The sequence below is a fragment of the Hymenobacter sp. CRA2 genome (assembly GCF_002007105.1).
Classification (GTDB): Bacteria; Bacteroidota; Bacteroidia; order Cytophagales; family Hymenobacteraceae; genus Solirubrum.
Map to the genome: position 1 here is coordinate 116,092 of NZ_MVBC01000010.1, position 20,535 is coordinate 136,626.

Here is a 20,535-nt window from a genome sequence, read left to right on the forward strand (position 1 = left end):
GCAGGTTGTGCGCCTGTTTCATTCCTCATTCTCCATTGGCTTCCTAGCGCGGCCCGCCGCCGCTGGTGCGCAGGGCTTCGTTGGGGTTCAGGCGGGCCATTTTCCAGGCCGGGTACACCCCGCTCATCAGCCCAAATACCAGCGTGAGCATCAGCCCCATCAGGAAGGCATTCCAGCTCAGGCCGAAGTGCGAGTAGGCAATGAACTGGGACTCGTTGATGGCGTAGAGTACCAGCGCGGCCAAAGTCAGGCCCAGCGCGCCGCCCAGCACCGTCAGCACCAGGTTCTCCACCAGGAACTGCCCCACCAGCACCTGCCGCGAAGCTCCGAAGGCCTTGCGCACCCCGATTTCGCTGCTGCGCTCCATAATGCGCGTCACGTTCAGGTTGATCAGGTTCAGGGCCGGCAGCAGCATAAAGAGCAGGGCCAGCACGGCGCAGACGGTCAGAAACAGGCCCATGCCGTCCTTTTCGCTTTCCTGGTTGTTGGTCAGCTGCCGCACCACGCTGGCCAGGGGCGGATCGGCGTGGGCCGTCATGCTCGTGAAGCGCTTGGGGTCGGGCAAAGGAATGCGCTTCATCACCTGATTGAACTCCTCGCGCACGGCATCCACGGCCCCGGTAGACGGGGCCAGCATGATGGCGAAGTACTGGCCTTCAAAGCGCTTGTCGCGGAAGTCGGCGGCGTTCAGGGTGTAGGGCACCCACACGTCGGCGCTGCTGTAGAGGCGGATGGCGGGCACATCGGGCACCACGCCGCTGATGCGGTACTGGTACGGACCGATTTCGAGCGAGCGGCCGACAACCCCCTGGTCCGTGCCGAAGAAAGCGCGGGCCGTGTGCCGGGTGATGACGCACACACGAGCCAGCTGCTTGATTTCGGCCGCCGAGAAGGGCCGTCCGTCGATGAACTCGAAGTCCATCAGCCGCCAGAAGTTGGCGTCGGTGTGGCGCATGCTCAGCGTCAGGCTCTGGTTGCCGGCGAAGGTGGTGGCGTTGGTGCCCAGGCTGGTGAAGCCCACCAGCTCCGGCGTCTTCATGGGGCGGATGTAGGTGTCGATGAAGTGGGCGCTGACGGGCGTGCTCATCCGGCCGCCGTCCTTGAAGCTCTGGCTCAGCAGGTTCACGAACAGCATGCGGTCGAGGCGCTTTTCGGGCGCGTGCGCCCCGCGGAAGTGGTCGACGGCGGCCACCAGCACCAGCAGCACCATCAGGGTGAAGGAAATGCCGAAGAGGCTGATGAAGGTGAAGAACTTGCGGCGCAAGAGCACCTTCCAGGCAAGTTTCAGATAGCTAAGCAGCATAGACGTGAGGAGCAGAAGACGAGGGAGAAGAAGGCAGCAGCAGCAAAGCAGGGTGCAACGTTGGCGGCGGGGCCGGGGCGGCAGGAGCAGCCGCGGGCCGGCGTGGGGCCGTCAGGTCGTGGAGCGCGGCGCCGCTGAGCAGCAGTAGCGCGGCAGTCAGCAGCCAGGCGGCGGTTTGCAAGGCGCGCTTCATGGGGATTAATGAGGAATGACGAAGGAATGCTGAAGGGCAACTGGAGTTTTTCGTCCTTCTTCACTTGCGTTAGCTCACCTGGCTGCCGTCGAAGAAGCGGATGAGGCGCTCGGTCTTGTGGGCCATGCTCTCGTCGTGGGTCACCATCACGATGGTGGTGCCCTGCTCGCGGTGCAGGCCCAGCAGCAGGTCCATGATTTCCTCGCCCATCACCGAGTCGAGGTTGCCGGTGGGTTCGTCGGCCAGGATGATTTCGGGGCCGCCGGCCAGGGCGCGGGCAATGGCCACGCGCTGGCGCTGCCCACCCGAGAGCTGCGAGGGAAAGTGCTTGGTGCGGGCGCTCAGGCCCACCTTCTCCAGCGCCGTGACGGCGCGCTGCCGGCGCTCCTTGCCGCTCAGGCCCGCGCGGTAGAGCAGGGGCAGCTCCACGTTGTCGAGCACCGAGAGGTCGTTGATGAGGTGGAAGCTCTGGAAGATGAAGCCGATTTTGTGGTTGCGCACTTTGGCCAGCTCCTTGTCGGAGTAGCTGGTCAGGGCCCGCCCGTCGATTTCGATGACGCCGTGGGTGGGCTCGTCCAGCAGGCCCATCAAGCTCAGCAGCGTGGACTTGCCGCAACCCGAGGGCCCCATGATGGACACGAACTCGCCCTTGTTGATGGTCAGGTTCACGCGGTTCAGCGCTACCGTCTCGATGGTGTCGGTCTGGTACACCTTCTCGATGTCGGTGAGCTTGATCATGGGCGTGTTTTTCAGGGAAGTTTGCACGGGCTTGGCTTGGGCAGTGGTCAGCGTGGTTTCCATAGGGCTGCGAGGGTTGGGCTGATGGCGTTACTGGCGGTTGGAGATAGAAGGGCTACTGCATTGTCCACTTTCGGTGCGACGCAGAGCGGCTCTGGAGGTAAGTAGCCAAGGCACGTGCCAATTAAATAACCCACTGTAAATCATACTATTAAGCACAATATCAGTGGATTACCCAGCAGAAATGTTGTCCACATCCGGACACCGTGTTCGGAAATGACGAGCCCTTGTCGAAAAACCGAACACCAATACCCACCATACTTATTAGCAGATGCCAAGACACTATCCGCAGCTCTTATTTAGACTTATTATAGTCTATTATATAATTTATCAACTAAAAACTAGCTTTTACTTTGAATAACGCGGCTCGCTGTGCTTCCTTTGAGCACTCTTTGGAATGATTCCAAATAAAAGCCGCTCCATGAAGCACCTACCCTACCTGGGCTTGACAATCGGCCTTTCTGCCTTTTGTGCACCTGTTTTTGCCCAGCAAGCCGCTGCCATTCGCGGCACCGTCACCACGCAGGACGGCTCGCCCGCCGAGTCCGTCACCGTGGGCCTGAAAGGCCGCCCCCAGGGCGCCATCACCAACAGCAAAGGCCAGTTTGTGATTGAGCGCGTCCGCGACGGGCAGTACACCGTGGTGGTATCGGCCGTGGGCCTGCAAACGACGGAGAAGCAGGTGACAGTGAGCGGCGGGCAGGCCGAGCCGCTGGACTTCGTGCTGGCCGAAAGCGCCCAGCAGCTGCGGGAAGTGGTGGTGAGCGGGGCGCGCATCAACAAGTTTGCCCGCAAGCAGTCGGAGTACGTGAGCAAAATGCCGCTCAACAACCTCGAAAACCCGCAGGTGTACGCCACCGTGGGCAAGGAGCTGCTGACGGAACAGCTGGTTTTCTCGGTGGACGACGCCGTGCGCAACGCGCCGGGCCTGCAGAAAATGTGGGACGCCACCGGCCGCGCCGGCGACGGCGGCGCCTACTACAACACCCGCGGCTTCATCGTGCAGAGCCAGCTGCGCAACGGCCTGGCCGGCAACGTGACCAGCAGCATCGACGCGGTGAACCTGGAGAAGCTGGAGGTCATCAAGGGCCCGTCGGCCACGCTGTTCGGCTCGGCCCTGACCTCGTACGGCGGCTTGGTCAACCGCGTCACCAAGAAAGCCTACGAAACCTTCGGCGGGGAAGTGAGCTACGCCACGGGCTCCTTCGCCTTCAACCGCCTGAGCCTGGACGTGAACACGCCGCTGGGCGCCAGCAAGAAGGTGCTGTTCCGCCTGAACGCGGCCGGCAACTACGAAGACAGCTGGCAGAACCGCGGCTACCAGGGCTTCCGCAAGAGCGTGGCCATTGCGCCCACGCTCACCTACCGCCCCACCGACCGCCTCACCATCAACCTCGACGCGGAGCTGCTGCGCGGCCGGGGCGTGACCGGCCAGATTCTGTTCCCGTACGGCCCGCTGGGCGTGAAAAGCGCCGACCAGCTGCCCGTGGACTACCGCCAGTCGTACTGGGGCGAGGGCCTGATTCAGGATTCGCGCAGCTCGAACTACTTCGGGCAGGTGAACTACCAGATTGCGCCGGGCTTCACCTCCTCCACCAACGTCACGCACAGCCGCAGCTACTCCGACGGCTTCGGGCCCTATATCTACCTCTCGGCCAACTCGGTGATGCAGGTGGACCAGGCCACCAAAAACAGCCGCAGTAGCCTGACGGAGGTGCAGCAGCTCTTCAACGGGGACTTCCTGATCGGTAAGCTGCGCAACCGCGTGGTGCTGGGCCTGGATTTCCTGCGCGTCGACAACAACCAGTATTTCTTCGGGCCTTACTCCGGTCCCACGCTGGCCTTCGGCCTCGACAAGGACGCCTACCGCGGCTACACCGGTGCCTTCCAGCAAGGGCTGTACGACGCGGGCCGGATCGACTTTACCTACCCCGTCACCACCAAGTTCAACAACTACAGCGCCTTCGCCTCCGACGTGCTGAACCTGACGAAGAAGCTGAGCGTGATGGCCGCCCTGCGCGTGGACCGCTACGACAACCGGGGCGGCAACGGGGGCTTCTCGGAAGTGCAGCCGTTCGCGCAAACGGCCTTGTCGCCCAAGTTCGGCGTGGTGTTTCAGCCGGTGCTGAATAAGGTGTCGGTGTTTGCCAACTACCAGAACAGCTTCCGCAACCCCGGCGCCTACCGGGCCTACAACCCGGCCGTACAGCCCGACAGCATTGAGCAGCGCATTGCCAAGCTGGAGCAGGCCAACCAGTGGGAAGCCGGCGTGAAGCTGGACCTGCTCGAGGGCAAGCTGACGACTTCGGTGAGCTACTACGACATCCGCGTGACCAACCTGCTGCGCGCCGATCCGCGCCCGGAAGCGGTAATTAAGCAGGGCCAGACCCAGGACGGCACCCAACTGGCCAAGGGCGTGGAGCTGAACGTGGTGGCCAACCCGGTGCCCGGCCTGAACGTGGTGGCCGGCTTCGCCTACAACGACTCCAAGCTGACCAAGGCCGATGAATCGGTGAACGGGCTGCGGCCTGCCACGGCGGCCTCGCCCTACCTGGCCAACCTCTGGCTGAGCTACCGCCTGATGGACGGCCGGGCGAAAGGCCTGGGCGCCGGCTTCGGCGGCAACTACGCCAGCGACAACAAAATCATCAACACTAGCGCCTCGGAGTTTGTGCTGCCCAGCTACACGGTGCTCAACGCCACACTGTTCTACGACCAGCCTAAGTACCGCATCGGCCTGAAGGTGGACAACCTCACCGATCAGCACTACTGGGTGGGCTACTCCTCCATCAGCCCGCAAAAGGTGCGCAGCTTCACCGGCAGCGTCGCCTACAAGTTCTAAAACTGCGGCGGCGCGCCAGCCCCCATCCGTATCAGCCGTGTGGTGAGTGACGGCTGATAATGGGTGGGAAGCCGGCGCGCCGCTGGGCAGTTGTTTCGCCTTAGCATCCGCGGCCTATGATGACGCCTTTCAAGAAAGCCATCGGCAAAATCCACCTCTGGCTCGGCCTCGCGTCCGGGCTGGTGGTGTTTATCGTGAGCCTGACCGGGGCTATCTTCGCCTTCCAGGACGACATCCGCGACCTGACCGAGCCCTGGCGCAAAGTCACGCCGCAGGCCACCGCGCCGGTGCTGCCCTCGCAACTACAGGCCGCGGCGCTGGCCGGGCATCCCGGCGTGGCCGCCCAGGACTGCTGGACCACCTACTTCGGCCCCGAGCGCGCCGCTACGGTGTACTTCGTCGATAAGACCGGCGCGCCGCTGATGGTGTCGCTGAACCCGTACACGGCCGAGGTGCTGCGCGTGCAGGATTTGCGCCGGCACTTCTTCACCATCGTCCAGGAAATTCACATGCACCTGCTGCTGCCCGAGGCGGTAGCCAAGTGGGTGGTAGGCATCAGCATCAGCATTTTCGTGGTGATGCTGCTCACGGGCCTGGTGCTGTGGTGGCCCAAGCGCAAGCAGGAGCGCCGGCAGCGCTTTACCATCAAGTGGGGCGGACGCTGGCGCCGCGTCAACTACGACCTGCACAACGTGCTCGGCTTCTACGCGGCCAGCATCGGGCTGCTGCTGGCGCTGACGGGCCTGTTCATGATTTTCCCCTGGATGCTCGACTCGACCATGTTCGTCATCAACGGCGGCCCCGTGGACTCGAGCCAGAAGATGACGGCCCAGGTGGATACGCTGCGGCCGGTAACCGCCGCCACCCATCCCCTGCCCGATGTGGTGTACCGCGCCGTGCGCCAACAGTCGCCCCACGCCGAGATGGTGCTGATGGGCCCGACCGGCACCGGCAAGGCCCCGGTGTATTGCTGGGCCTACGGCAAAACGCTGCACTACTACCACCGCGACGAGTACGCCTTCCACCCCGCCTCGGGTGAGCTGCTGCAACTGCTGCCGCACGCCGCCAAAAGTCCCGCCACGCGCTTTTCCGACATGAACTACGACCTGCACGTGGGTCAGCTCTTCGGCTTCGGCGGCAAAATCGTCGCCTTCCTGGCCAGCCTGGTTTCGGCCAGCCTGCCGGTGACGGGCACCATCATCTGGTGGGGGCGGCGCCACAAGCAGAAGAAGCCCCGCGCCCGGCTAGTGACAGCCTGAATAGGCCGACCGGCAGGCTCCAACATGATGAGTTGCTACCGCGCCGCGCTGTTTTGGGCTTGCTCATCTGGTTCAGAAGCTGTTCCTGGAGCGCCTAGCACGTCATGTCGAGCTTGTCGAGACATCTCGCTGGATAGTACCCCTAATCGTTGAGTTTACTACCTGCCATCAGCACGCGAGATGTCTCGACAAGCTCGACATGACTGTTCGTAAACAGCTTCTCAATATAAAAAGGCCGAACGCGTGCGTTCGGCCTTTTTATATTTCTACACTCAGGTTGTTTGCTTACGCGGGCAAAGCCGCCTTACGTGCCGCTACTTGCGCCTGAGCATCGGTGAGCACCGTTACCTGGGCTGCGTTCTGCTCCGCATCCACACTGGCCAGGAAGGCCGCCGAGCCACTCCGAGCCTGCCCGCGCTCGGCCAGGTTGTCTTTGCGGTCATTGGCTTTGCGGAGCTTGCTTTCCATCTGCTTGCGCAGGGAAGCGGGTAAATCGGCCTGGGCCAGGGTAGCCGTGTAGCTGGCTATTTCGGCATTGACGCCGGCCAGGCGCCCGGCCACGTCGGCGGCGCTGCGGTCGGCCTGCCGGCCCTGAAAATCGAGGTTACTGTCGCGCTGCTGATAGGAGTCCAGCTCGGCGGCGAGGCTGTCCAGTGCCTCGTCGCATTCGGCGCGGGTAGTGAGCAAGGCAAGATCAAGTGACATAAGCGAAATGGGTAAATGGTTAGAAAATGATGGGTTAAAAATAGAGGTTTGGCTTATACCAGTAGTATACCCAGGTAATATTTTACAACAATCATTTTTTAGCGGTCAGCCGGAGCATTCAGCAGGGCGGTCAGCGCGGCCCCTTCGGCTTCCAGCGCCTCGGCCCGTACCCGTAGCAAGTGGTAACGCGCACTGGCCTCGGCATCCAGGGCCGCGGCGGCCGCTTGCCGCCGCCGCAGCAGCCAGTCGTGGGCCGGGCTACCCGGCTCGGCAGCGGCCAACAACGCCGGTAGCGCCTGCTGCCAGCGGCGAGCTACTTCGGCGGCTTCCAGCAGCGGGCGCAGCTCGCGGCGCAGACGGGCAATGTGGTGCCGGCAGTAATCGAGACGGGCCTCCAAGGGGCCGGAGGCTGGGCCAACCAGACCGGGCGGCTCCGATTCGGCCGCTTCAGATACTTCGGGCGTTGCGGGCAGCTGCTGAGCCAGTGGCAGCAGGCGCTGCAATACGGTGCCGCTCACATTGCGGCGGCCAGCTTCCAGGTGGCCCACTAGCCCCGGCGCAATGCCCAGGTAGGCAGCTAGCGCGGCCTGATCGAGACCGAAGTAGTAGCGCACTTGCGCCAGCAACGAATTGGAAGGTTTGGAACGACGACCCATGCAATAACTGTAGGATATTTATTTAAGAATAAAAATATCCTACACATTTTTACAATGGACAAATAGCTTTGACTGTCGGCAGTCATCTATCGAGCATGGCTTTATCAGGCACGCAGGCGCACATCCAAGGCCTCCGCTGGCACGTCCTTGGGCAGGGCGCACGCGCCCTTGACACTTATAACGGCAGGCTTGCCATGATACTGAGCTTGGCGCTGTCCTTCAAAATCTACCTCAATGCTGTTTCCATCAGTCTTGATATGTAGCCGATAGATATGATGCACGATATTGCCCATGTGCAGGTACCAAGCGGCTATCAGCGGTGCTACTTGCTTGAAGGCCGCTTTATCCTGGCCCAGGTAATGATAGAGCCCGACTAACGGCGGTAGGTAGTCGTCCGCCACCCGTTGTTGCAGCATGTAAGGCAAGCTGGCATCAGTGGGTGGCCGCTGGTTGAGCAGCAACAGGTCTGCTTGGAATTGAGCGCGTTTCTCAGGCGTTTGGCCGTTAAAAATGTAGTCCATGCCTTCCGGCCGTTCCCGCACCTCGGCTACCAACTGCCAGGTTTCGGCCTCTGCTCCCTGGGTTTGGGCACTGAGGTTACGCAAACGGCATGGGTAGAGCTGTTCGTTGAACACGACGCTTGCCAGATTAATACGCTGGTGCAGGCTCGCCAAAAACGCCCGTTGTGCTGGCTGGGTAGGCTGCAAGGTCAAATGCACTTCCGTACCACCATCTACCCGGCTGCTTAGCACTTCCACCGTTTCCCAAGAGCCATCATTTTTAACGAGCAAGGCTAGCGGAGCCGCCAACGCGGGCTTTGGCTGGCGGCGCGGTGCGGCAGCCTCGGCTACGGCAGCAGGTGCCGGCGGGCTTTTGTGCGCCGGGGCCAGGGCTACGGCCGCCGGGGCGGCGGCAAACAGCTCATCCACCCGGTCGGCAAGGCGCACCAGCACCCGGTTTACCTCCCCGTCCGACAGCGTATCAAGGGCCGTATCGGGTGTGTTGATAGCCTGGAACTCGCTCAGAACGCTGCGCCGGAAAAAGCACGTGCTCACAATGACGGATAGGATGGTTACACCCTCCCGCTGAGCTGCTTCCAGGAGCGGCGGCAACTCGTTGTTGTGAATGAAATCCGAGGCCAGAAAATCGGGGCTGACCAACAAAATAGCCACTTTGGCTTTGCTTAATGCCTTATCAATCTCTTCCCGCCACCGCTGGCCGCCGCGCAGGTGGGTGTCTTCCCATACCACAATGCCGCTCCCGCGCACCAACGGCTTTAGATGGACTTTTACACGGGCAAGCCACCGCTGGTCGGCGTGGCTGTAACTTACAAAGGCGTCGGTACGGGTGGACATAGGCAGGAGTAAAAGAGAAGCAGAAAGGTAGTTACGGCAGCTGCGTTGCTGGACTTAGCTCGTCTCTAGAAGCCGCCCCTCAAAAGCCCTCTTAGCTTTCGAAAGTCCTTTAGAAGCTAAATATTGATCAGGCCAACACTTTTAGCATCGAAAATTGTCCAAAAATTTAGACGACACGTTAGCTATTTCCCTGAATGGGTTAGTGTTTGAGCATCCCACTTCTTTTTAACTCACTACTTCACCAACCCTCTTTATCTGGAACTAATGGCAAAGCAGGACACGAAAGCCAGCAAAGAAACTTTCGCTTTACCATCATCCCCTTATGATGAACTAAGCCGCATTATCCAGTCGTACGCCCGCAGAGGCGACAACGTGAGCTTGGCGGATGTCGCCCGTTTAAGTGGCTTAACTGAAGACACCATCAGCAGAAACAATGCTTTTTTAACCACATCGGGATTAATAGCTGGGGGCAATGCCAAAAGCGCTACCGATTTGGGCAAACGTTTAGGGCGAGCATTAGAGCACGAACAGGCCGACGACGTGCGCAATTGCCTCGCTGAAATGGTGCAGGCCGTTCCGTTTTTGACTGACTTGCTTTCACCCGCACGGATGAAGAAGGGCAATACGGAAGCTGAACTAGTCGCACATATCTTATATGTGGCAGACATACCCAGGACCAATACAAAGAAAGTAACCGGTGCACATGCCGTTGTTCGAATCCTCCTGGAAGCGGGCTTACTTACCGATGACAACGGCACTCTTCGCCTTCAAGCAGGAACGCCCCCGCAAGCCGAACCCGTCTCAAGCAACGGCCAGGCGCCGCCAGCCGAGCCAGCGCCCCAACCAAGTAACGCTGCCCAACCTACCACGTCGGTGCCTCTTACGACTGCCGCCACCACGGCCGGACCCTTTGCTATTGCTATTAATATTCAGTTAGAGTTGCCAGCCTCGACTGATCCAACGGTGTATGAGAACCTTTTCAAGGCGTTGAAAAAGCATCTATTGTCGGGCAATGAGTAGCCAATGGCTTGACTTGGTAGCTCAGTGGCAACAAAAAGCTGCAGCAGCTCAAGAAGAAGCACACCGAGTTTTGGCCGTTCACGAAGGCGCTGTTAAGTCGCGTGTAATCGTGTTGGAGGATGTGATGCGGAAACTGACCGCATCACCGCTGCCATCGGACGTGCAGGATTATTTTCGGGAAGCTATAACGTGTTTGGAGCATGATGCTCGCCGGGCGGCTATTGTGCTGTCGTGGGCAGGCTTCTTTTATACCATCTGCGAGAAGCTGTATAGCCAACACGAAGCTGCGTTGCGCATGGCTTACCCCAATTGGCAATTTACTAGTTTTGAGGAGTTAAAAGAGACCTACAACGAGTTTCAATTAATAGAAGCTATGCGCAAGGTAAGCCTGATTTCAAAGCCTGAAATGCGACAGTTTCAGGGTCTACTGGCTCAACGCAATCAGTGTGCTCATCCAACCCGATATCAACCTAGCATGAACGAAGCTTTAGGCTTTGTGAGTCAGGTGCTTGATCAAGCTATTCGACACCTTTGATTTTTGGCACCAGCACCATGTAAGGGATAAGCCCCGACAGCAAGCAGTCGGGGCTTATCCCTTACATGGTAATAGAAAATATCCTACAACGAGCGTAGGATATTTTGCCTGCCAAAAAATAACCTACCCCCTGCCCCTACTCCGCCGCGGCCGTCAGCAGAGGTTCCTGCCGCTCAAAGTCGTAGAGCGTGAGGGTGCGCAACTGGTAATAAGCCACCCAGCAGGCGCGCAGGGCGGCAATGTAGGCGCGCTTGGCGCGGTCCTTCTCGCTCTGGGCGATGTTGAGGTCGGTGAGGGTGAGGCGGCCGAACTGGTAGGTAGAGCGCGCAATGTCGTAGCGGCGCTGGGCCAGCGAATCGGCGCGGCGGGTGAGCAGCAGCTGCTGGCTGAGGGCGCCGAGCTGGGCAGCCTGGCTGCGCACCGACTGCTCGAAGGTCAGCTGCTCCTGCTCCACGTTCTGCTTGACCTGCTGGCGGGCCAGCTCGGCGGTCTTGACGGTAGCGCGCGTTTTGCCCCAATCCACGATGGGCAGCGAGAAGCCCAGGCGCACCTGCTGCTGGTCCTTGGGGCTCACGTAGGAATCGGCCAGCTGATCGGCGCTGCTGGCCATGCCAAAGGACGCCGTGAGGTTGGCCTGAAAGCCGGTGGTGCCTTTGGCCTGGGCCACGTTGCGGTCGGCTTCCAGCAGGCGGCGCTGAAACATCAGCCCCTCGCGGCGGAACTGCCGGGCCTGCGCCAGCGCAGCCTCGGGGGCCACGCTCAGCTGCGGCGTGGCGGGCGGCACGTTGAGGGCGGCGGCGGGGTCGAGGGCGAGGCCGGTGTAGCCGCTGAGCTGCACGGCGGCGTTCTGGGCATCCACACCTGCCTGCACTTCGGCCTGCCGGGCGTTGAGCAGGTTCAGCTCCAGTAGCAGCAGGTCGTTTTCGGAGAGGCGGCCGAGGCGGTGCCGTTCGCGGCCCATGCGCAGCAAGTCCTCGCTGGCGCGCAGGTTCTGGCGGGCCACGTCGGCGTTTACCTGCTGCAGCAGCACGTCGAAGTACAGCTCCGTGACGCGGCGCGCAATGGTTTCGCGCTCCTCCACGTACTGGCGCTGCGACTCGCGGTAGCGCAGCGGCTCGATGCGCCGGTTCCAGCTCAGCTGGTTGAAGCCGCCGATGGGCTGCGTCAGCCCGATGGCCACGGGGTTGCTGTTGTAGAGGCGCTGTCCGCCGCCTTCGAAGTTGTCGAAGCGCTGCAGGGTGCTGCCCACCGAGATTCTGCCGCCCGTCAGCCCGATGCCCTGGCTGAGCGTGGTGGCCACGTACGAGGTATTGATGCGCACGTAGCGGAAGCTGGTGGTGCCGTCGGGCTGTTGCACGGCCAGGATGGTGCGCGAGTAGTCGGGCAGCACGCCGTTCAGGGCCAGCTGCGGCTTGTAGTCGGCCCGATAGGACCGATACTGCCAGTAGCTGGTTTCGCGGTTGGTCACCGCCTGCTTGGCCACCGATGACTGCACCAAGGTCAGGTCAATCACCTGCGGCAGCGTCAGGGCCGCCGGGGCGGTTTTGCCCGGCGCGGGCAGGCTTTGCGCCACCAGCACCTTCGGCGCGAAGAGAAACACCAGCAGCGCTACAATGGCCAGCATCAGCAGCCAGAGCCGTAGCACATCGAGGTAAAACGACAGGGTTTTCATAACTCGGAAAGGCAGGGCGGAGCGGTAGACGGAAGCGTGCATCGGAAAGCAGGTAGCGCAGGCGCAGAGGGAAGGAACGGGGAGGGAATTAGCGCTTGATGGTGAGCAGGGGCACTTGCTGGTAGTCCTTCATGTCGCTGATGATCAGTTCGTCGCCGGGGCGCAAGCCGCTCAGCACCTGCACGTAGTCGAAGTTGGAGTCGCCGAAGCGCACGGTGCGGCGCACGGCCTGGTCATCGTGCAGCACAAACACCTCCTGCTCGCGGCCACCTTGGTAGTAGGGGCCGTTTTTCACCCGCAGCGTGCCGCGGTGGGCGCGCGTCACCACGTACACGTCGGTGCGCAGGTTGGCGCGCAGGGCGGGGTGGTTGTTCTGCTCCAGGCGGACGTAGAAAGTCACCACGCCCTTGTCCACGGCCGGGCTGATGGAGCTGATGGTGCCGCGCAGATCGGTACCGCTCAGGCGCACTATCACCGCATCGCCCAGGTGCAGGGAGTCGGCGTAGGCATCGGCGATGGTGGCGCGCACCCGGAAGGAGCTCAAATCGGCGACCCGGGCCAGCACCTGGCCCTGCGTCACGGTCGAGCCAATGTCCTCATTGACCCAGGTAAGCACGCCGGCCTGATCGGCGCTGACGGTGGCCTGGCGCAGCTTGCCGGCCAGCTCACGGATGCTGCGGTCCTGCATCTGCACGGTGTAGCCCAGCCCCCGCTCGTCGGCTTGGTTGGACTGCCGCTGGTTTTGCATCTGGCGGCGCACTTTCTGCAGCTCCAGCTCGGCAATCTTCAGGTTCAGCTCGGCCTGGCGCACGCCTTCCTGGGTGCCCGAGCCGATGCCGAGCAGGTGCTGCTCGTCGCGCAGGGCCGATTGCAGGCTGCGCACTTTCTCCTGCTGCACCTGCTGCTGGGCTTCCAGGTCGTTGAGGCTGCGCTCCAGGGAGAGTTGCAGCAGGGTGCTCTTGTTACGGTTTTGCAGCTGCTCGTCCTGCAGCTTGGCCAGGGCCGTGCTGGTCAGCTCCTTATCCAACTCCAGAATGGGCTGGCCCGGCTGCACCTTGTCGCCGGCCGTGAGCAGCACGCGCCGCACCGTGGACTGGATGGGGCTGGTAACGACGGCTTCGTGGGCTGGAATAACCACGCCGGCAGCGGTCAGCGAGGCTTCCACGTCGCCAGTTTCCACCACGGCGGTTAGGAGTTCGTCCTGCTTGATGCTAGGCCGCAGTACACTGCGGAAGGCCCATAGCCCGCCGGCCACCAGCAGCAGCACGGCAGTGGCCAGCAACCAGCGCTGGCGGCGGCGTTTGGCCTGAATAGCGGGCGATATAGCTCTGTCCATTTTCGTTCGGATTGGGGGTCGTTTGGGGAACAAGCAGCCAAGCCCAATGCCAAAATCATAACCACCATTTTGTCAGACACTTATATTCAACTTATCGTCACTTAGCCCCTAAAATATTGTCCGGATGTGGACACTGTGTTCGGTTATGCCCGGGCTTTGTCGTACAAGCTTGGTCAACCCAACGGGAAGCATAAAATTTACCTGCGGCCATATGCATCCAGCCACGAGCAAAGCCGTACATTAGCAAAAAGCTAAATTATTTAGCAAACGCAACATGAAAACAACGCTGCTGATCCAGGACGAAACGGCCACCGGCGCCGTGCTGCACCGCCTAGCCTTGGAGCTAACCCACGAAACCATCACCGTGCGCGAGCTGATCGAACAGCGTGTGCGCCAGGAAGTAGCGGCGCATAACCAGCGCAACGACGACGTGTTCAGTGGCCTCGTGCAGCCCACCGACTCGGAGCGGGTACTCAACGGCTACCGCCTGAAAAAGCAGCACCACATCGACGCGGAAAAGCAGCTTTACCGGGCGCTGGAGGCCTTTCAGCAGAACGGCTACTTCATCCTGGTGAACGACCGGCAGGTAGAAAGCCTCGACGAGCAGATCTGGCTCGGTCCCGGCGCCACGGCCAGCTTCGTGAAACTGACTCCGCTGGTTGGCGGCTGAGCCGGATGAGCGCCTGGTCGGAGCTGTGGCAACGCGCGCAGGACGCGGCGGCCCGGCTGTTTGCTGATGTTTCTCCCAATCCTTCCCCCATGTCCGTTACTGAAAAAGCCCGCTCGTTTGAACAAGCCCTGAACGGCAGCAGCGCCGAAGCCCAGGAAATGCAGCCCGTGCTCCGGCAGCTGCTGCTCGACATCGAGGAGCGCCAGATGAGCTACTACTCCCTGAAGCTGCTGGAAATACCCACCTACCAGGGCATCCGCGCGCAGGACGCCGCCTACAAGGGCCGCCTGGTACTGGCCGCGGCGGAGGCCATCCGGTTTTGCCGCGACAATCACGGCGCGGTCGACTACAGCATCCGCAACCTGTTTGAGGCCCTGCTGCAACAGCTGCTGCGCTCCACTCTGGAGCTAAGCGCGCCCCAATTGCTGCGGCTGCTGGAGCTGTACGGCATCCACTTCCCCGCCACCGACAAGGCCGCTGAGGTAGGTCATGCCCTGATTATGGCGCCCGTGCTGCTGACGCTGGGGCAGGTGGAGAAATACCAGAAAAAGCACGGCCCCGACGCCGCACTGACGCGCTGCCTGCACCAGCTGCTGGCCGCTACCGGGCGCAACGCCAGCGGCTACGGGGTGAGCACGGAGGTCAAGATCCGGCTGAAGCTGCAGGAACTGCTGGGCACCCACGACGAGGCCGCGCTGCCCGCCGTGCAGTTCGTCGACGGGGACGCCTTCGGCCGCCACCTCAACGAATTCGTGGCCAGCCTGCCCCCGGCCGATGTCACCACCCGCCCCTGGCTGCAGCTGCTGCAGCTCTGGCAGAAGCCCAGCGGCGCGCAGCCCACGGTCAAGTTTCGCAAGGAAGTCGATGCGCTGATAGCCGCCATCGGGCCCGAAGCCGTGCAGGTCCGGACCGGGCAGTGGCTGGAGCTGCTCACCACCCTGCCCGTGGAGGAGCGGCAGCACACTTTCGGCGTTGAGTGGCACTTCCTGCATGAGCCCAGCCTGCACGTAGCTAAGGGCCTAGTCTGGACCCTGGGCCCCACCGCCGACGCAACCCAGCAGCAACTGCTGGCCGACCTCGCGCTAAAGTGCTACCGCAAGGTGCCGGGGCGCGGCCCGCTGGCCGCGAGCCTGGGCAACGCCTGCCTGTCGGCGCTGGCGCAGGGCGGGCTGCCGGGGGTGGCGCACCTGTCGCGCCTGCGGGCCAAGGTGCGCCAGACCAATACCCAAGAGCTGATCGGCCGCTACATCGAGAAGGCCTCGGCCGAGCTGGGCGTGACGCCGGCTGAAATCGAGGACATGGCCGTGCCCACCTGCGGCCTCAGCCAGGGCCGCGCCGACTTCGATTACGGCGACTACCACGTGGTGCTGCAGCTCACCGACGGCAAGGCTGAAGTGAGCTGGCAGAAGGGTGGCAAGGTGCTCAAAAGCGCCCCGGCGGCGCTGAAATCCACTCACGCCGCCGAGCTGAAGGAGCTGAAAACCGCCCAGACCCAGGCCCAGCAAACCTTCACCACTCAGCGCGACCGGCTCGACCGCAGCTTTGTGGAGGGCCGCCGCCTGCCCTATGCCTGGTTCCGGCAGTACTACCTGGAGCACGGCCTGCTCAGCCTGCTCACCCAGCGCCTGATCTGGCGCTTCTCCCATCCCGACGGTACCCACCACGACGCCCTCTGGCTCGACGAAGCCTGGCGCGACGCCCAGGAGCAGCCCGTGCCCGCCCCCACCGACGAGACGCAGGTGCAGCTCTGGCACCCCGTCCTCTCCCCTACCGATGAGGTGCTGGCCTGGCGGGCCTTGCTGGAGCGCCGCGAGCTGCGCCAGCCGCTCAAGCAGGCCTTCCGCGAGGTCTACCTGCTCACGCCGCCCGAGGAGCGCACCCGCACCTACTCCAACCGCATGGCCGCGCATATTCTCAAGCAGCACCAGTTCAACTCGCTGGCCCGGCTGCGCGGCTGGCGCTACGCGCTGATGGGTGCTTACGACAAAGGCTACGAGTCGGACGCGGCCCAGCTGGCCCTGCCGGCGCACGATTTGCGGGCCGAGTTCTGGGTAAGCGAAGTCAACGCCGACAACGCCTTCAACGACACCGGCATCTGGCACTACGTGAGCACCGACCAGCTGCGCTTTACTCACTTGGCTGGCGAGGAAACGCTGCCCCTGACCGACATTCCGCCGCTGGTTTTCTCCGAAGTCATGCGCGACGTGGACCTGTTCGTCGGCGTGGCCTCGGTGGGCAACGACCCGCTCTGGCGCGACGGCGGCGGGCTGGTGCAGTACCGTAACTACTGGGAGAGCTACAGCTTCGGGGAACTGTCGGAGGTGGCCAAAAACCGCAAGCTGGCCCTACAGCGCCTGGTGCCGCGCCTGCGCATTGCCAAGGTCAGCGAAATCCAGGACCGTTTCCTGGTGGTCAAAGGCAAGCTGCGCACCTACAAGATTCACCTCGGCTCGGGCAACATCCTGATGGAGCCCAACGACCAGTACCTCTGCATCGTGCCCGACCGCTCGGGCAAGCAGGCCGGCACCGGCGACGTGTTCCTCCCCTTTGAAGGCGACGCCATCCTGAGCATCATCCTGAGCAAAGCCCTGCTGCTGGCCGACGACGACAAAATCACCGACGAAACCATCACCCGCCAGATCCGGAACTAACGGACTCCGGCTACTTGCTGCACGGGCCGCAGCGCTGGCCCCTGCCGAATGCAAACCGCCCGCTCAGCCTAGGCCGAGCGGGCGGTTCCGTGTAAGCCAGATACGACTAGCGGCGCTTGCGCAGGCGCTTGAGGGCGTAGGCGGCCCCGCCAGCCAGCAGCAGCGAAGCCCCGCCGTCGATGGGCACGGCCGTAGGATCGGGAGGAGTAACCGGGCCGGGTACGGGGCCACCCGAGCCGGGGCCCTGGGCCGAAGCAGTGTGCATCAGCGCAGTCAGGCCGCAGGTGATGCCGAAGCAGAGTAGAAAGCGACGATTCATAATTATTGCACGGTGATTTTGCGGGTGATGGTGCCGGCTTCGGTGCTCAGCTGCAGGGTGTACAACCCGGCGGCCAGGCCAGCGGTAGGCAGGGTCAGGCGCATTTCGCTGCTGGTCAGCGGTGCGCTGCTGGCGCGCACTACCTGCCCAACGGCGCTAAGCAGGCGTACCTGGGCAGTCTTACCGCGCAGGCCCGCTGCAGCCACATTCAGCGGAGCGCCGGCCGTGGGGTTGGGGTACACTTGCAGCTCGCCGGCCCAGGTGTTCTTGGTGTTGGCCAGCGGCCGGGCAGCGTTGAAGTGCAGCACGAAGCGCGTGGTGCTCAGGCCCTGCGGCAGCTGCGCCGCGTAGGCGCCCTGACGCAGGTCGTGCCAGGTGCCGGTTTGCCGGTCTTCCAGCATAATCTGGTCAGCGGCCGGGAAGTTGATCAGCTGCTCGGGCGTAAACAGGTAGGTACCCGCTACCGGGGCGTTCAGCCCCAGCGGCATAACGAGCGGCTGGTTGCCGGTCGGCACGCCCTGAATGGCCAGGGCATCAGGCCCGGCCTGCTGGTAGAGCGTGGGCTGCTGGCCGCCGTTGAGCTGCACTTTTAGCGCGTCGTAGGGCGCATCGAAAGCGGGCGTAGCGCCGGCCTGCTGGTACACGTAGAGGGCATCCTGGCTATTGGCACCGGCTGCACCCTGGCGCTGCAGCGTCAGTTGCAGCAGCGGACGCGTTTCGGTGGTGGCAGGGCGGCTGTAGGTCGGCTCGGCGTAAGTGGTGAGGCGGGCGGCGTTGGTGAAGCTCACGCTACCCGAAGCGCCAGCCGACGATACCCGCACGAAGAAGGCCTGGCCCATCGGCAGGAGGTTGTTGGTGCCCACCCCGTTGACGTAGGCCGTGTAGCCGCCGGAGTAACGGTCGTTGGAGTGGTACACGTAAGCCGCCGCGTCCACGTTGGTGCGCCCCACCAGGTTCCAGTCCACGGGCGCGGGGTATGGATTGCCAATCAGGTGCCAGCCCGCTTCGGATGCTGCGCCACGCGTCAGGCCAGATCGGGTGATGTTGCCCGTATTCAGCGACGACCCGGTCACCTCAAAGAAGTTGCCGGCCGGCTCGTTGATGGTGTAGCCAGTCGTGGGCGCTATTACCTGATTGGTAGCAGTCGGGGACTGCCAGCCCTGATCGAAGCTGGCCAGGCTGGTGCTGGCGGCCGAAACGCGGTTTTCGCTGTAGCCGAAGATGGTCGGGAACGGCGTTACCAGGCCCGGGTTGGCAGCCGAGTTGTAGGCGGCGTTGATCCGGATAGGGCCGGCACTATCGGCGGCGGGCAGGCTCGGGAAAACGGCCAGCGTAGCCAGCGTAGCCCCGTTCACGGCCGGCGTCCAGTGGCGGTAGCCGAAGCCCGCATTGCCGGCCGGAGCGATGTAGCGCTGCACGGTAGCGTTGCCGGACACGGTGCCGCCGTTGTTCACCACCATGCCCGTTCCGATGTAGTTCGACAGGATGAGGAAGCGCTGCCCGTTGGTGTTCAGCGTGCCCGTCAGCGTCAGCAGGCGCTGAATCTCGGTGCGGCCCGTCAGCGTGGCCCCGGAGGCGCCCACCGTCAGGTTGCGGAACTGCGTGGGGCTGCTCCCGCCGACGCTCTGCGCGGCAGTGCCGGTCAGCGTCACGGTTGCGTTGCCATTGGCGGCGAAGGTGCCATCGTTGTCGAAGTCGCCGGCTATGGCCAGGGTAGCGCCGTCGCCCACCGTCAGCGTGGCGCCGGGGTTCACTGTCACGTTGCGCGCCGCGGCCGTGGTGGTGCTCACCACCGGGTAGCGCGCGAGGCCGCCGGGAATGGTCACGTCGTCGCCCGCCGTGGGCACTACCCCGCCCGACCAATTCGAGGCCACGGCCCAAGCGGTGGAGGTAGCGCCCGTCCAGGCGTAGCTGTTGGTCACGGTGGTGCGGTACAGCACGTTGCGTTGCGTGCCCACCGTCGAAGACGCCGGCCCGGAGGTACCGGCTACCGTGTACAAGTCGTTGCCGATGGCTACGGTGCGCGTCTCGCTCAGCGGCAGGGGCAGGCTGGTGCCGGCGCTCCAGGAGTTGGTGCTGGGCGTGTACACGTACACCGTAGCAAACATCGGCGTGGCGCCGTTGTAGTAGCTCTCCTTACCCCCTACCACGTACAGCCTGCCGTCGGCCCCGAGGGCCCCGCCGGCTTGGTTGATGCCTACCGGCAGCGCCGCCGCCGTGGTCCAGGTATTGGTCATGGCGTTATAGACCAGGTGCGAGGTCAGGGCCGTGTTGCCGCCGTCGGTGCTGTTGGTTCCGCCGATGATGTGAATCAGCCCCGCCGCATCGGCAATGGCCACGTGGCCGTGCCGCCCGATGGGCATGGGGGCGCCCGTGGTCCAGGAGTTGGTGGAGGGCGTGTAAATCTGCGTTTGGGTCGAAGCCCCGTTGCCGCCCGCCCAGCCGCCGAACAGGTAAATCTTGCCGTTGGCCGTTACGGCGGCGGATTCCCACACGCCCACGGGCAGGCTGGCAATAGCGGTCCAGACGTTGGTGGCCGGGTCGTAGCGGTAAGCCGAGCTGCTGGCCGTGCCGTCGCCCAGGCTGTAAATCAGCCCACCGGGCCCCACCACCCCCGCAAAGCCCCGGGAGGCATAGGGGTAGTTGGCGCCGGTGCTCCAGGTGTTGGTGGCCACGTTGTAGATTTCCATGCTGGAAAACTCGCTCGTGCTGCCGTTGAAGTCGCCTACGTAGCCGCCCCAGGCGTAGATCTTGCCGTTCAGGGCCACGGCCGCGTGCTGGCTTCGGCTCTGGCTCAGGCCGGTCAGCTGATTCCAGGCGGCCAGCGTGCGCGACTGCGGCAGCACGGGAGCCACGGAGCGGGCCATGGAGCGGATAACGGCACCCGGGGCCAGCTGCCCCGGAATGAGTTGGCGGGTGGTGGGCTGCTGGGCCAGCGCGGGCACGGCAACGGCCTCAACCAGCGTAGCCAGCGCTAGAAAGGGTAAAATCTGCTTCATGCGAAGTTGGATGTAAGAAATAATAACCTGTTTGCGTGGGACGATGAAGTGACTCTTTTAGTGAATATTTCATACCCCGACACAATATTACCACGATTCTATTTAAATAATCACACTTAATTGGATATTATCCAGCCAACCCGAACAGTTTTTAGGCCGTGTTCGTGCATCGTCTTACTAGTCATGACACAAAAGCGCCCGATCAGCCCTACCGGCTGTTAC

Annotated in this window: 16 protein-coding genes; 6 read left to right on the forward strand and 10 right to left on the reverse strand. The window is 62.8% G+C overall.

Annotation, left to right across the window (positions count from 1 at the left end; translation table 11 throughout):
* Positions 1–43: 43 nt before the first annotated feature.
* From B0919_RS16290 to B0919_RS16295, 3 genes are all read right to left on the reverse strand, one after another.
* Positions 44–1,303: an ABC transporter permease gene (locus tag B0919_RS16290; RefSeq protein ID WP_078013342.1), complete on the reverse strand. Its 1,260-nt coding sequence runs from the start codon at positions 1,301–1,303 to the stop codon at positions 44–46.
* Complete coding sequence (locus B0919_RS24830; RefSeq protein ID WP_139362181.1) at positions 1,293–1,496, reverse strand: hypothetical protein; 204 nt, start codon at positions 1,494–1,496, stop codon at positions 1,293–1,295. Before B0919_RS24830 ends, B0919_RS16290 begins: the two co-directional genes overlap by 11 nt.
* Positions 1,497–1,565: 69 nt before the next feature.
* Positions 1,566–2,234, reverse strand: a complete 669-nt coding sequence (locus B0919_RS16295) for an ABC transporter ATP-binding protein (RefSeq protein WP_078013451.1) — start codon at positions 2,232–2,234, stop codon at positions 1,566–1,568.
* Positions 2,235–2,715: 481 nt separating this feature from the next.
* On the opposite strand from B0919_RS16295, the gene B0919_RS16300 reads away from it, so the two are divergent.
* Together B0919_RS16300 and B0919_RS16305 are read left to right on the forward strand one after the other, a co-directional pair.
* Positions 2,716–5,136 carry a TonB-dependent receptor gene (locus tag B0919_RS16300; protein ID WP_078013452.1) on the forward strand — a complete coding sequence of 807 codons (2,421 nt, stop codon included), beginning with the start codon at positions 2,716–2,718 and terminating at the stop codon, positions 5,134–5,136.
* A gap of 116 nt (positions 5,137–5,252) precedes the next feature.
* A complete protein-coding gene (locus B0919_RS16305; protein WP_078013343.1) occupies positions 5,253–6,395 on the forward strand; it encodes a PepSY-associated TM helix domain-containing protein in 1,143 nt (380 codons plus the stop codon).
* Positions 6,396–6,680: 285 nt separating this feature from the next.
* Here the strand turns inward: B0919_RS16305 and B0919_RS16310 are convergent, their stop codons facing one another.
* From B0919_RS16310 to B0919_RS25880, 3 genes are all read right to left on the reverse strand, one after another.
* Positions 6,681–7,100, reverse strand: a complete 420-nt coding sequence (locus B0919_RS16310) for a hypothetical protein (protein ID WP_139362182.1) — start codon at positions 7,098–7,100, stop codon at positions 6,681–6,683.
* Positions 7,101–7,198: 98 nt separating this feature from the next.
* Positions 7,199–7,756, reverse strand: a complete 558-nt coding sequence (locus tag B0919_RS16315; RefSeq protein ID WP_139362183.1) for a helix-turn-helix domain-containing protein — start codon at positions 7,754–7,756, stop codon at positions 7,199–7,201.
* 104 nt (positions 7,757–7,860) lie between these two features.
* Complete coding sequence (locus B0919_RS25880) at positions 7,861–9,111, reverse strand: toll/interleukin-1 receptor domain-containing protein (RefSeq protein WP_078013346.1); 1,251 nt, start codon at positions 9,109–9,111, stop codon at positions 7,861–7,863.
* A gap of 264 nt (positions 9,112–9,375) precedes the next feature.
* On the opposite strand from B0919_RS25880, the gene B0919_RS16325 reads away from it, so the two are divergent.
* Together B0919_RS16325 and B0919_RS16330 are read left to right on the forward strand one after the other, a co-directional pair.
* Positions 9,376–10,131 carry a hypothetical protein gene (locus tag B0919_RS16325; RefSeq protein WP_078013347.1) on the forward strand — a complete coding sequence of 252 codons (756 nt, stop codon included), beginning with the start codon at positions 9,376–9,378 and terminating at the stop codon, positions 10,129–10,131.
* Entirely contained in the window at positions 10,124–10,666 is a 543-nt protein-coding gene (locus B0919_RS16330) for a hypothetical protein (RefSeq protein WP_078013348.1), read from the forward strand. The genes B0919_RS16325 and B0919_RS16330 overlap by 8 nt, the downstream gene beginning before the upstream one ends.
* A gap of 136 nt (positions 10,667–10,802) precedes the next feature.
* On the opposite strand, the gene B0919_RS16335 is transcribed toward B0919_RS16330, so the two are convergent.
* Together B0919_RS16335 and B0919_RS16340 are read right to left on the reverse strand one after the other, a co-directional pair.
* Positions 10,803–12,338: a TolC family protein gene (locus tag B0919_RS16335; protein WP_176133086.1), complete on the reverse strand. Its 1,536-nt coding sequence runs from the start codon at positions 12,336–12,338 to the stop codon at positions 10,803–10,805.
* A gap of 88 nt (positions 12,339–12,426) precedes the next feature.
* On the reverse strand, positions 12,427–13,674 hold the full coding sequence (locus B0919_RS16340; protein WP_078013350.1) for an efflux RND transporter periplasmic adaptor subunit: 1,248 nt from the start codon (positions 13,672–13,674) through the stop codon (positions 12,427–12,429).
* Between the two features lie 274 nt (positions 13,675–13,948).
* On the opposite strand from B0919_RS16340, the gene B0919_RS16345 reads away from it, so the two are divergent.
* Complete coding sequence (locus B0919_RS16345; protein ID WP_078013351.1) at positions 13,949–14,344, forward strand: hypothetical protein; 396 nt, start codon at positions 13,949–13,951, stop codon at positions 14,342–14,344.
* Between the two features lie 89 nt (positions 14,345–14,433).
* On the forward strand, positions 14,434–16,995 hold the full coding sequence (locus B0919_RS16350) for a DUF4132 domain-containing protein (RefSeq protein ID WP_176133087.1): 2,562 nt from the start codon (positions 14,434–14,436) through the stop codon (positions 16,993–16,995).
* A 106-nt stretch (positions 16,996–17,101) separates the two neighbouring features.
* Here the strand turns inward: B0919_RS16350 and B0919_RS16355 are convergent, their stop codons facing one another.
* Both B0919_RS16355 and B0919_RS16360 read right to left on the reverse strand, forming a co-directional pair.
* Positions 17,102–17,314 (reverse strand): PID-CTERM protein-sorting domain-containing protein, encoded by a 213-nt coding sequence (locus B0919_RS16355; protein WP_078013353.1) that lies wholly within the window; start codon positions 17,312–17,314, stop codon positions 17,102–17,104.
* A 2-nt stretch (positions 17,315–17,316) separates the two neighbouring features.
* A complete protein-coding gene (locus B0919_RS16360) occupies positions 17,317–20,313 on the reverse strand; it encodes a kelch repeat-containing protein (protein ID WP_078013354.1) in 2,997 nt (998 codons plus the stop codon).
* Positions 20,314–20,535 lie beyond the last annotated feature (222 nt).